The organism is Catelliglobosispora koreensis DSM 44566 (assembly GCF_000379685.1).
In the GTDB taxonomy this organism is placed as follows: domain Bacteria; phylum Actinomycetota; class Actinomycetes; order Mycobacteriales; family Micromonosporaceae; genus Catelliglobosispora; species Catelliglobosispora koreensis.
The window spans coordinates 78629-91659 of sequence record NZ_KB903252.1 but is presented as its reverse complement, the minus strand read 5'-3'; the positions used below and the strand labels follow the sequence as shown (position 1 = coordinate 91659).

The window sequence follows — 13031 nt, the reverse complement described above, 5'->3', positions numbered from 1 at the left end:
GGTGTGGGCGTGCTACCCCGACCTCGTGCCCTGCTGCTGGATTTTGGTGGCGTGATCGTCACCTCGGATCGTGGTCATTCCGCTGAGGTCTTACCGAAGCTGGCGGGGCGTGTGCGCCAGCTCATCGGTGGCGTGCTGACCGTGGCGGAGATCGAGTCGGAGCTGCAGCGTGCCGGTCAGCTGCGCGACGAGTTGCGCAAGGAATCGGCCGAGTGCCTGGAGATCTCGCCCGAGCGGTTCTGGGGCGAGCTCGTAGCGGACTTGTGGCCAGCGCCCGCGCGCGAAGCTGTGGTGGCCCATGCCGCTGACTTGACCTACGACTACTGTTACCGCCGCAGCTGGCGTCTCGTGGACGGCATGTCTGACCTGCTCGACTACACGCTCCAAAGCGGACTGCCCGTCGCCGTCGTCAGCAACACCGCGTCCGGTCAGGCCCACCGGGTCGGTCTCGAACATCTTGGCGTGGGCGGAGCATTCGCGCTGCAGGTCTATAGCGACGAACTCGGCCGCTACAAGCCGCACCCTGACATGATCTTCGCGGCGACCCGCGAACTGTATGTCGCGCCTTCGGATTGCTGGATGGTGGGCGACACCGTGCACCGCGACATCGAGTGTTCCCGGCGTGCGGGTGTTGGTGCCGCGATCCTGATGGCCCCGGCGCCGAATGACGACGCCGACGCCACCGTGCTCAACGGTCACGAGCTCCTGAAACTATTGCGCTCAGCTTCTCCTCCAGGGGCGGGATCTCGCTGAAACGCGACTGCTCGGTGAGCAGATCAATCGCTTGCAGCCAATGGGTTTCGGCCGTCTTCGCCTCGCCCAGCCCCGCGTAAGCGTCGCCGAGGTAACCCAGGCACGTTGGTTCGAAGAAGACGTTGCCTAGATCCCGGAACGCTTGCAGCGCTTGAGAAAGTGCCGCGACCGCCTTCGGATAATCGCCAAGCATCAGGTGTACTACGCCGAGCTGGTCGAGGCTGTTAGCCTGCCCCTCGCGGTAGTCGTGCTGCTTGGCTTTTTCGTAGGCTTCCGTGATCGTGGCTAGGGCCTCTGGTCTTTGCAGCCGCGCTTGATACGTGCCGACAGCACACAGCGCGTCGACTGTCCAAACCGGATGGCCCACATCGCGGAACAGCTTCAGCCCGTGCTGTGAGTGCTCCAGTCCCTCGGCCAGATCGCCGCGCTTGCCGCACGACCAGCCCATGACCAGGCGCGTGTAGGCCTGCCCGAGCAGATCGTCATTGCGTTCGTAGACTTCCAGGGCTTGCCGCAGGCACTCCATCGCCTCCTCGTGTGAGCCGAGGTTGGCCAGCACCCGGCCGAGATAACGGCGTGCCAGCGCGAGCGTTGGCTCATCGGCGAGCCGGTGTGCCGCGCCCTCCCAAGCCCTCAGCGCTGTGAGCGCGTCATGCTGGAAGCCACGCAGCCGGTGGAAGATGTTCATCGCCCAGGCCAGCTGCCACACCATCGCGTGCCAGCTGTGGTCGGCCGCGATCCGTTGTGCCGCAAGCAAACAGAACCGTTCACCGTCGAACCACTCCAGCGCCTCGGCCCGCGTCTGGAAGGTCAGCGGATGTGAGTCTTCGACGGGGGCCGAAGTGTCCACAGGAGGCCGGTCTTTGTCCAAGATGGACGCCCCGTTCAGGGCTGATTGCAAATAGAAGTCAACGAACCGCTTCAGCGCCGCCGCGCTCGGCGGGTTTTGCTCGGCTGCGAAGAGCTTCACGAGGTCATGCATCCGGAACCGCGACGGCTGATGCTCTTCGGCCAGATGTGCCAGGTGCAGCTCCTTGAGCGCTTTGCGGGCGGGCCAGCCAGCGAGTGCCGTCGCCGCGGCAAGGCTGATGTCCGGTCCCCGTGCGTGCCCGAGCAGGCCAAACAGCTCTTTAGCGTTTTGATCCAGCGCGCGATAGGACTGGTTGAAAACCGTGCGCACGCTGGCAGGCAGGTCTTCGGTGTCCAAAGCGTCCAGCCGCGCCTCGGCCAGCTCGTCGCGCATCACCGACAGGCTGAAGGTGGGCTGCGTGGCGGCCAGCGCGGCCACGGTCGACAGCGCCAGCGGCAGGCCGCCGCACATGTCGAGGATCTCCTGCGTCGCGCACGGTTCAGCCGCCAGACGGTCCGGGCCGACGTGCCGGGCCAGTAACTCCCGCGCCTCATCGTCGGGCAATACGTCTAGTTTGACCGGCAATGCCCCGTGCGCCGACACCATGCCAGCCAGCATCCGCCGGCTCGTCACCAGCACTGTCGTCTGTGGACTGCCCGGCAGCAACGGCACCACCTGCCGCGTGTCACGCGCGTTGTCGAGCACGATCAGGGTCTTCTTGCGGGCGATCACCGTGCGGTAGAGCCCGATCTGTGCGTCGAGGTCAGCCGGGATGCTGGCCGCCTCAACGCCCAGGGCGTCCAAGAACGACCGGATGGCGACCGCTACCGGCGTTGGCTCCTGTGCCAGGTCAAAGCCGCGCAGATCCACGTAAAGCTGTCCGTCAGGGAACCGGTCCAGGTTGTCATGCGCCCACCGCAAGACGAGCCAGGTCTTGCCGATCCCGCCGACTCCCGTGACCACAGCGACGGCGCTCGTGCCCTCAACACTGTTGAGCTCCGCGAGCTGAGCCTCCCGGCCGCTGAAAAGCCTTGGTGGCGCTGGCAACTGGCGCGGAACATAAGCACTGGCCACCAGGTTGGCCTGGCACACCTGCCGCCACGCCGCCGCCCACGCCTTGACCTCGGCGGGCGGGCAGCCACATGCCGCGGCCACCTTGGTCACCAGCTCCAGCGGCGGAACGGTGCTGCGCCTAACGTTCAGGGCATCGTGCAGCGTCGTACGCGGAACGTCGGTCCGCCGGCTCAACACCGTCAGTGACGGATTGCCCGCGGCCACCCGCAATTGCCTTAGCAGATCAAGGAACCCGGCCGCATTTTGCGCCGTGCCCGGATCTGGCCTGCCTCCCAGCTCAGACAACGGCGTCCCTCCCCGGCTAGCCGATATTCTTGAGCGCTTCTCGCTTGGATAGACCCGAAAGCCTATCGTCGTTGCGTTTGACGAAATCACGCACCGCTTCGGGATCGGTCTTGGCATATTCCCGCAACGCCCAGCCGATCGCCTTACGGATAAAGAAGTCTGGATGGCCAGCCTGGCGTTCGCAATAGCTGAACAGCCTTGTCACATCAGTTTGGCTCTTATACCGGTTCTGATGCAGGATCGCGGTGCGGACAAGCCACATATTCTCGTTTTCTACCCAAACATCCATTGTGGGTACTAGGTCAGCGTGGTTCTGCACGAGCACCCCCACCAAATGCTGGGCTAACTCGTCGACCGTGTCCCACCAGCTTTTGGTGACGATCAGTGATTCAGCAGTCTCGATGAATGTCTTGTCCAGCTTCTTAGCGTCCCGCCGCAGCACACTGAGCGCGACATACTGATACTCGCGCTCCGGCTCCCGCCACAGCGTTGTGACCAAACTCGCCAGTTCCTTATCGGCCAGTTTCGGCAGCTTCAGCCCGCGGATCAGCACCTTCAGCCGCGGGCTGGCGATCCCCAGGAACTCGAACTGGTCCCGCATGTAGGCCTTCATCGCCGGCGCCCGCTCAGCGTCTCGCTGGGAGCGGAGCGTCTCGCGCACTTGATCGACCAGCTCTCGTACCGCCATCGCTCGATCTTCGCACCCACCCCCGACACCATCGGCCGCCTCCGCCCTTTGCTGCCTGCCCTTCTTCCCGGCCCGCCTTCCACCGGGGCCCGTGTCGCCGCGCCTGGGTGGCCTGGTCATTGGCCGTATCGGGGACGGCCGGGCTGGGTTGGTGGCACGATGGGTTCCTATGGATCCCCATGAGCGTGCCCTCGCCGAGGCGGAAGCCGACGCCACGCTGCGGCTCGAAGAGCTCGGCCGCAGTCCCGCCGCGCTAGCGATCGCCCAGCGTTACGTTGACGGGCAGATCACCGCCGAGGAGATGGCCGAACTAACGATCTCGCTTTATCGCGCCGAGTCCGATGGGCTAGCGTTCGGTTCATGAAGGTGCAGCCGGCGGCCGGTGGCGGCCGGTGGGCCGAGATCTCCCCGTCGCGAATCCGGGGCTGGCTCGACGGCTTCTATCAACGTCACGACGGCGCCGTCGAGACAGGACTGCTGCTCAGGGCCGCTAACGGCGACACCGCCGAGCTTCAGCTGACGCCAGGCATGCCACCGGTGCAAAACGTTGACGACTTTCTGTCAGAACTGACCGTCGCGCGACGGCTCGGGTTCCTGTTAGCCCGCGCTGGCGCGGTCGCCGTAGGCGTCTCATCAGGCACAACGCTGGAAGCGTCCAAAGTGGAGCGTTTCTACGTGCAAGGGAGAACAGCGGCCGGCGGCTGGTCACAGCAGCGATATGCGCGCCGCCGCGGCAACCAGGCCGCGGCGGGCGTTCGTGAAGCGGCTGACATTGCTTGCCGGATCCTGCTACCAGCGGGCACTTTGGACGCCTTCGTGTGCGGGGGAGACCGTTCCACCGTCGACGCGATCCTCGCTGACGCTCGGCTCGCTGCCTTGCTGCCACTGCGTCATGACCGTCTGCTCGACGTCCCCGAACCCCGGCTCACCGTCCTTGAGCAGGCCGTTATTGACGCGCAACTAGTGCGTATCCGGCTCGTGCCTTAGCCTGCGCAGCGAATACGTCACCGAATAGAGCCGGTGCGGTTCGTTGTGCATGTAGACAGGGCTGCGTGAATACACCTCCCACTCGACTTCCCCCAGCTTGTTCAGGTGAAACAAGTCGTCAAACCGCTCGTCCGTGCCCCAGCGCTGCGGACCTTGCGGGCTATGGAAGACAGCGTCCCAATCCATAAACTTGTCATCACCCAGTGTCCCGGCCACTTTGTACTCGAACCGGGCATACTCCCACTTCGCCATAGCACGATCCTGCCATAGGGGTACCCAGAAAAATCCTCTCGGATATCGACCACAGTGGACCGCAACTGCAATGATCGGTGCTGCTTCATCCCTCAAGTGATATTGGAGGTGCGCCGTGGCTGACAGCGAGGGCGGCGGCACAAAGATAATGCGCGGGCTGCTGATCGCAGCCGTGCTGGTGGCGGTTCTGGTGCTCGGCATCGTCTTCTGGGAGCAGATCCTCAACTCGATCGGCGACGGCTGGAACTACCTGGCCGACCGCTTCCCCAGCCAGGGCGGCCAGCAGACGGTGGTCATCATCTACCTTGTCCTGGCTGTGCTGTTCGGCATCCTGTTCTCTAAAGCCGGCCACTTCACCGCCTACGGCGTCGCGATGGGTCTGCTCCCATTGCTGTGGTTCGTCTTCTGGGAGGGCTTCCCGCTGCTCGGCCTCAACCCCGCGTCATGGAAGAACGCGCTGGACGTCGCGCACATGGGACCCAGCGCTGTGATCCTCTGGGCCATCGTCGGGGCGGCCGTCATCACCATCATCTTTGTGCCGCTTGAACTTTGGGAAAAGTTCCGCCGGCGCAAGCGGGCCCTGAGCTAGGGTTCCTTTGTGGCGCCGCTGTTTTCAGCGGCGCCACTGTTTCATTAGCTTTGCAGCGCGGCTACGAACGCCGCGACAGTGGCGAGTATCGTCGCCACTGTCCTCATGAGATGCCACTGATTCCACGGCTTCTCAAACTCCTTGCGGAAGGCACCGGCCTCCGCGTCGCTCTGCGCATCCAGATCAAGCGCATCGAGCCGGTTGTTGAGCGGAATGTTCCTGCTCCCTGTAACCCCAACCCCGCCAACGATATGCGCGACACTGGCCGCTACCAATAGCCAGCCGGCTTTGTCCCAGTTCAGCCACGCCGCGATCGGCAGAAGCACAATGGGGCCAAGGAAACTCAGCAAGAACACCGGATTCACGATGACACGGTTGATGTTCTGCATCGCCCGGAGAAACTCGCGATCACTGGACCGCGCCAGCCCAGGCATAACCGCTACCTGGAACCCAAAGAACAACCCCGCCAGCAGGGCAGCCAGCGTTCCCGCGACTACCAAGATTATGTCTGCCATGCCCAGACCTTAGCCCAGCGACCGATTGGCGTCTTTCCTGCCGCAAGCGGCGGGCGTAGTGGGAAAGATCCTTTCGGCATACCTTGCCTGGCCTGCGAAGTCACACTTTTGACCTTGACCTTACGCATCCAAGACACGTAAGTTGCTGCCCTGTGCCCCAACCCCCGGGCACTGTTACGGGGAGGCTTTGCCGTGCGTTTCGCGCGTTCGCTGTCTGCGTCGTTTGCTGTTTCCTTGCTGACTGGGCTGGTGGCTGTGTTGCCGCCGTTGCCCGCTTCGGCGGCGGGTGTGGATCCGACGCCTATGGCTCTGGTGCCTTCGCTGCCGGGTAAGACGGCCGCGCCGTTGCCGTCGCCGGAGTTGCCTAAGTGGCAGGGTGCGGCGCCTGCGTGGCCCATTGCGGCGTCGGCGACGATTGAAATTCCTGGTGGGATGTCGTCGTTTTCGGCTTCGACCGATGAAACTGAACCGGTGACGGTGGGCGGATTGCCGTTGTCTATTACGGCGGACGCGACGGCTGGGGATCCGGAAGGTTTGCTGGCGCAATCACTGCCAAGCTCTGGCGGTTTGGTTGATGTGAGCGTTTTGCCGCAGTCTGCCTCAGCGGCGCTTGGCGTGCGGGGTGTGGTGTTTACGGCTGCTCCGCAGGGGGATTTGGGGCCGTCGGTGCGTGTGGCGGCGAACTACGGCAAGTTCGCCAACGCTTATGGTGCTGACTTCGGCTCCCGGTTGCGGATCGTCAAGCTGCCGGCGTGTGCTTTGACCACGCCTTCGTTGAAGGAATGTCAGCAGCAGACCCCGGTTGCCAGTGTGGTCAATGACGTGTTCGATTTGACGGTTGAGGCGTCTGTCGAAATTCCGGCCGCGTCTAAGCCCGCTGGGCAGCAGATCGCGGGGATGTCGGCACAACAGGCCGAGCCTGCCGGGGCCTCAGTGTTCGCGCTGGCCGCGGGTGCGTCGTCGGAGTCGGGTGACTTTACGAAGACGAAGATGAATGAGGCAGTTCAGTGGTCAGCTGGCGGTAGCGCTGGCGGGTTTTCCACGAGCGTTTCGCTGAAAGTGCCGCCGGTGCCGGGTGATTTGGTTCCGTCGGTGACGTTGGACTACTCGTCGCAGTCTGTCGATGGCCTGGGTTCGGGGACTAATAACCAATCTTCTGAGGCTGGTGATGGCTGGTCTATCGGTGGGGTGTCGTTCATTGAGCGGTCTTACCGGCAGTGCAAGTACGACGGACAGGGCGGTAACCAGGGCGACCTGTGTTTCATTGACTGGGCGCCGCTGTCGATTGTCCTCAATGGGCAGTCGACGCAGATCATTCGCGATTCGGTGACGCAGAAGTGGGATGTGGCTGACGCGTCTTTGGGCTGGAAGGTGGAGCGGCTCACGGGTGCGGCGAACTGGGCGTGGGAGGGGGAGCACTTCCGTATTACCACGATGGATGGCACCCAGTATCTGTTCGGGTCTCAGCCACACGGCAATGGCGGCCCAGGGTCGCTGGGTGGTGGCACGGCGGTCATGCCGGTGTATTCCAACGACGCGAACGAGCCGTGTTTCAACCGGACCGGGTCGGGGTTCGCTAATTCATGGTGCACCATGGGTTACCGGTGGAACCTGGATCTGGTGACCGACCGGTTCGGTAACCAGATCACCTACAAGTGGGAGTCGTACCGCAATAATTACGGGGCCAACGGCAACACCACGGTTTTCGGCTACGACATGATGCCGGTGTTGCGGGAAATCCACTACGGCCTCAACAACCGGGTCACCGGCACGACTGAGGCGGCGAAGATCATCTACTCCTATGACTGGCGTTGCTATAACACCAACTGCACCACCGACTTTTCCACGTCGAACTGGCCGGATACTCCGTGGGATCAGTCGTGCGGCGATTTGGCGTCAACGTGCCCGGGGCGTACCAGCCCGACGTTTTGGTCGGTGTACCGGCTGACCGGTATCGAGTCGACTGTCAAGGACGCGGCCGCGCCGTCGGGCTGGTCCACTGTGGACAAGTTCGCTACCGAGCAGACATTCCCGGCCACGGGTGATTTCGTTAATCCTGTTGGGGTGCAAGACACCGCCCCAACCCTGTGGCTGAACAAGGTCGTGCGCCCCAACAGTGGCAACGAAACCGTGATTGTTGTCAACGCGCACCAGAAGAACAACGCGGTCGTGTGGGGCAACGATGTTGGCCGGCCGCCGATGACCCGCTGGCGTATCAGCGCGTTTTCCGGCCCCGCCGGTGACTACACCACCGTCGCCTACTCGGGCGAGGACTGCGTGCGCGCGGATGCGAACATGTCCAACGCAGAACGCAACACAAAACGCTGCTACCCGCGCTGGGAAGGTGCCGCGTTCAACTGGTACCACAAGTATGTCGTCAACGAGATCGAGCAGCACGACCGCATCGGCGGCGCGCCAAACGTTTTGACCCGCTACGTCTACACCAATGACGCCGCCACCAACGGCGCCGGGCAAGGCAGCAGCATCGAACGCGCCCTTTGGCACTTCGACGACAACTGGCTGGTGCCCGCCACCGAACGCACCCACAACCAATGGCGCGGCTACACCAACGTGCGCACGATCGTCGGCGCCCGTGATAACACCGGCAATCAGCAAGTCACCGACACCATCTACTTCCGCGGCATGGACGCCGACCGCTCCGGCGGCATGTGGGAAAACCGCACCGTCTACATCAACGACGGCTGGGGAACCCCGGTCAAAGACCACCCCGCCCTAGCTGGCAAGCCACGCCTCGTCCTGCGCAAGGACGGCCAAGCCGGCACCTGGGTCCGCATGAGCCGCCACCAGCACGAAGTCCTGCAGTTCGGCCACCAGAACATCAGCGGCGGCGCCATCAAACGCTGGCGGGCACTGGAAAACCACACCACCAACGGCACCCACCATCCCGCCGGCGGACCCTCCAATGAGGACTACACCCGCTACACCACGGTCGCCACCACATGGGACCCCACCTACCCGCTCCCGCTGAAAGTCACCGACAACGGTGAAAACGGCGGCAGCCACCCCTCCGGCATCAACGACGACGTCTGCACCGAAACGACATACATCCACGACACTGCCAAATGGATCATCGGACTGCCAGGACAAGCCCTAACCACAGACTGTGCCGGAACCGGTGTCAGTAACATCCTCGCCGGCAACCGCACCTACTACGACGGCAAAACCAGCCATGGCCAACTCGGAACCGGTGCCGAAGCACTCGGCCGCGTGACGAAAACAGAAGCCATCAAAGAAGAGTCTGGCGGCGCAAACGTCTGGATCCCCACCGGAACCATCGTTGCCACCGACTACGACAAACACGGTCGCATCAAGAAAGCCGCGGACGGCATGGACCGGGTGACGGAGACTGTGTACTCCCCGGCCGAAGGCGGCCCGGTTACAAGCATCGAGGTATCCAACGCTCTTGGTCACAAGACTACGACCACGATGGATGTCAGATTTGGACTGCCGAAAGTGGCGTTCGATGTGAACGGCGTTATGACGACAGCCCGATACGATGCTCAGGGACGGCTTCTTCAAGTCTGGAAGAACAATAGGCCGGTCAATGTGACTCCTGATGCTCAGTACGAGTATGTGCTGCGCCCCCTCAATGCGTCCTACATTAAGACTCAGGTCCTCGGACCGGGCGGAACCTTGCTGCCGGCATCGTTCGAGATGTTCGACGGATTGCTCCGCCCACGACGCACCGAGACCCTTCAGGCCGACGGCACCGACCGGCATGTGTCTGACATCTGGTATTACGCAACGGGTGGAGTTGCTGACTCGCTTACCTTCGGTATGGCTGGTGCTCCTAACCAGAACATGGAAGGCTACGAAACCGCGTTCGTTAAGCAGCGGGCTAAGTTCACGTATAACAACCTTGGCGAGCAAACGAGCATCGTTCCGTGGAGCGGGGGAGCGCCGCTTGGGTCCAGCTGGAACACCACGATTGACCCGCAGGGCCACAGGACGATTGCTACACCGCCGCAGGGTGGGACGCATACCGTCACCTACACAGATGCCCGAGGCAATATTTCTGAGCTCAGGCAGGCAAAGCCCACCGGTGGGACGGTCAATACAAAGTACGAGTACAACCGTTCCGGGCAGCTGTGGAAGGTAACCGATCCGGCGAACAGTTCGTGGACCTACATCTACGACAAGCTTGGCCGCAAGATCCAAATTAACGATCCTGACTCCGGTACCTCGTATACCTCGTACCGGAACGACGGTTCGGTTCTGTCCACGAAGGACGCAGAGAACCGGCAATTGTGGTACAAGTACGACGACCTAGGCCGGCAAATCGAACTGCACGCCGACTCGGCGTCGGGACCGCTGCTATCGACGTGGGAATATGACAAGGCCGCGTTCAACGGAAGCGCGACGGTCAAGGCCGTCGGCCAGCTGTCCTCCACCACCCGCAAGGACGCCACTGGCGACTTCGTCACTCAGATCAACGACTACGACTCCGGCTACCGGCCAAAGAAAACAACCTTCACTGCTCCGGGCTTTGGCGTAGGCGGTGCTGGACTGACTTACGAGACAACTTTCGAGTATGAGGTCAACGGCGCTCCGAAAAAGACAAAGCTCCCAACGGCTGGCGACCTCGCCGCAGAAGACCTGACGGTCGGCTACAACAGTGCTGGACTACCCTCCACATTGGATACCAACGGCTACGGCGGAATGAAGCTTGTCGCCGACACTACCTATGACTTCGACGGCGTAGTGCTTCAGCGTCTGCACGGCAATGCGGGTAAGCAGGTCAAGGTGGTGTCCGACTTCAGCGCAACTACCCGTCGTCTGTCCAAGCTCTGGATACAGACCGAGAAGTTTGGCGCGCCAGGCCAATTCGGTGTTCCCTTTGACTACTTGCATGCATGGGACCCGGCAGGAAACCTGACATCAATTGATGCCAACAAAAATGGCGCATCCGACGGCATGGAATGTTTCCGCTACGACAGCCTGCGGCGCCTGACCGAAGCCTGGACCCAAAACTCCGGCCAGTGCATACCGCAAAAGAACGGCTCCGACGCGTACTGGCGGACCTGGGAAATTGACGACGTCGGGAACCGCAAATTCCAGACCGATAAGAACACCGACGGCTCGCAAGCAACGAAATGGACCTACGTCAACGGCTCCGCTGGTTCGGTGGATCCACACCAGGTCGGTCAAATCACGGCGTCTGGGAAGCCCACAAGGACCTTCACGTACGACAACGCCGGCAACATGAAGACCCGGACGACTGAGGCCGGAGTTCTCCAAGACCTCACCTGGGACGCCGAAGGCCACCTCAAGACGGTGAAGGAGGGTGTGGCCACAGTTGCGTCGTATGTCTACAACACCGACGGCAGTCGTCTGCTTGCCACCAACACCGTCAACGGAACGACAAAGACCACGCTGTACCTTCCGGATGGCACAGAGCTCGAAAAGACGGGCACGGCGGTTTCCGGCCAGCGTTATCTCGGCGGCGTGGCTATCCGCAACAACACTGGTCTCAAATGGACGGTCGCCAATCACCAAGGCACGGCTATCGTTCAAATTGACTCTGCCAATCTCAGCACCATTGACCGTCGTCGCCTTATGCCGTATGGCGAATCGCGGCTCGAACCGGCTTCGTGGCTGGGAACCGCGGGTTACGTTGGCGGAACCAAGGACACTCCCACGGGCCTAACACACCTTGGTGCTCGCGAATACGACCCGAGCATCGGCCGGTTTGTCAGCGTCGACCCGATCATGGACCTTGGCGATCCGCAGCAGTGGAACCCCTACACCTACAGCAATAGCTCGCCTGTCACCCGAAGCGACCCGTCAGGCCTCAAGTCCTGCATCGACGGCGAAGCGTGTGATGGCAAAGAGGCGCAGTACTGCGACGACATCTGCCAGGAAGCCAACTACATCGCGGATCTGGAAGCCAAGAAGAACGCAGCCGAGAAGGAGAAGAAGAAGTCAATCAAGGACGTCCTTCTCGGAGTTGGCCTCGCCTTCCTTCTAGACGTGATTGGTGTGCAGGACATCCTCGACTGCTTTGGTGGCGACGCCATTGCGTGCGGATCCATGCTCCTGGGCTTCCTGCCGTTTGGCCGAGTCGCTAAAGCGGGCAAGGCCATCTACGACGCCATCGACCGAGGTATGGCGGCGTACAAGGCGTGGAAGAAAGTCGTCGCTGTCGGGGAGGCGTTCCTCAAGAAGGCCGACGACCTGATCGCCAACGCCAAGTCCAAACTCGACGACCTGAAAGCGGGCGGAGCCTGCAAGACACACAGTTTCGATCCTGACACTCGTGTGTTGATGGCGGATGGCACGACTAAACGGATAGGCGACATCAAGGTTGGCGACAAGGTTGCCGCCACAGATCCCGAAACCGGTGAAGTCAAGTCCCGCACCGTCGAACGAGTCTTTATCAACACCGACCTTGAGCTAACGAACGTCGAGGTCCAGCTCGCAGACGGAACCACCGAGGTCATCGAGACGACCGCGAACCACCCGTTCTGGGACGTCACGACGAAGGCATGGACGGGCGCCTCCAAGCTGGTCGTCGGCCACCACTTGTTCACCCCGAACGGCGAACAAGTGACCGTCGCCTCAGTCCACAACTTCGTGGGCGAACAGGAAATGCGCGACCTCACGGTCGCCGAAATCCACACCTACTTTGTGATGGCCGCCGACACCCCGGTCTTGGTCCACAACTGCGGCGACGCGGCGAAACACAGCGTGGATAACCTCGCGGACTCGCTTGACGACAATGTTGTATTCCATTACACGTCGGAAGCTGGCCACGCCGGAGTCATGGATGGTGGCGTGATAACTGCAAATTCAAAGGGCGTCGCGTATTTCACGAAAGAAATGCTTAGCTCAAAAGAGACAAGCAACGCGCTCTTCATGGGACGGGGCGGGGACAGAGGTACCCACCTGATCGCTTTCAGGCTTCCAGCCGGGACTAAACTAGCCCCTGGTTCTCAGCCAAATGAGCTGATGCACACTGGATCGTTCAGATTTACGCTCGACGACGTCGTGTTCCACGGCCTGAATCCGTTCGGATGA

The 13031-nt window shown here is 62.0% G+C and carries 9 protein-coding genes; 5 read left to right on the top strand and 4 right to left on the bottom strand.

Annotated features, from left to right (window positions below; all coding sequences use genetic code 11):
- Positions 1-9: 9 nt before the first annotated feature.
- A complete protein-coding gene (locus A3E1_RS0112670; protein ID WP_063825128.1) occupies positions 10-753 on the top strand; it encodes an HAD family hydrolase in 744 nt (247 codons plus the stop codon).
- On the opposite strand, the gene A3E1_RS0112665 is transcribed toward A3E1_RS0112670, so the two are convergent.
- Positions 689-2962, bottom strand: coding sequence for an ATP-binding protein (locus A3E1_RS0112665; protein WP_169454395.1), 2274 nt, complete (start codon positions 2960-2962; stop codon positions 689-691). The genes A3E1_RS0112670 and A3E1_RS0112665 overlap by 65 nt on opposite strands.
- A 16-nt stretch (positions 2963-2978) precedes the next feature.
- Positions 2979-3650 carry a DNA alkylation repair protein gene (locus tag A3E1_RS0112660; RefSeq protein WP_020521139.1) on the bottom strand — a complete coding sequence of 224 codons (672 nt, stop codon included), beginning with the start codon at positions 3648-3650 and terminating at the stop codon, positions 2979-2981.
- Between the two features lie 169 nt (positions 3651-3819).
- Here A3E1_RS0112660 and A3E1_RS0112655 point away from each other — a divergent pair, with 169 nt between their 5' ends.
- Positions 3820-4014 (top strand): antitoxin VbhA family protein, encoded by a 195-nt coding sequence (locus A3E1_RS0112655; protein WP_020521138.1) that lies wholly within the window; start codon positions 3820-3822, stop codon positions 4012-4014.
- Complete coding sequence (locus A3E1_RS0112650; RefSeq protein ID WP_020521137.1) at positions 4011-4637, top strand: acVLRF1 family peptidyl-tRNA hydrolase; 627 nt, start codon at positions 4011-4013, stop codon at positions 4635-4637. Before A3E1_RS0112655 ends, A3E1_RS0112650 begins: the two co-directional genes overlap by 4 nt.
- On the opposite strand, the gene A3E1_RS0112645 is transcribed toward A3E1_RS0112650, so the two are convergent.
- A complete protein-coding gene (locus A3E1_RS0112645; RefSeq protein ID WP_020521136.1) occupies positions 4611-4889 on the bottom strand; it encodes a hypothetical protein in 279 nt (92 codons plus the stop codon). The genes A3E1_RS0112650 and A3E1_RS0112645 overlap by 27 nt on opposite strands.
- Before the next feature lie 115 nt (positions 4890-5004).
- On the opposite strand from A3E1_RS0112645, the gene A3E1_RS0112640 reads away from it, so the two are divergent.
- Positions 5005-5478, top strand: a complete 474-nt coding sequence (locus A3E1_RS0112640) for a hypothetical protein (RefSeq protein ID WP_020521135.1) — start codon at positions 5005-5007, stop codon at positions 5476-5478.
- Positions 5479-5522: 44 nt separating this feature from the next.
- Here the strand turns inward: A3E1_RS0112640 and A3E1_RS40045 are convergent, their stop codons facing one another.
- Positions 5523-5993: an anthrone oxygenase family protein gene (locus tag A3E1_RS40045; RefSeq protein ID WP_020521134.1), complete on the bottom strand. Its 471-nt coding sequence runs from the start codon at positions 5991-5993 to the stop codon at positions 5523-5525.
- A 192-nt stretch (positions 5994-6185) separates the two neighbouring features.
- Here A3E1_RS40045 and A3E1_RS0112630 point away from each other — a divergent pair, with 192 nt between their 5' ends.
- The gene (locus A3E1_RS0112630; protein ID WP_020521133.1) at positions 6186-13031 is read left to right on the top strand and encodes a polymorphic toxin-type HINT domain-containing protein; all 6846 of its coding nucleotides are present in this window, start codon (positions 6186-6188) and stop codon (positions 13029-13031) included.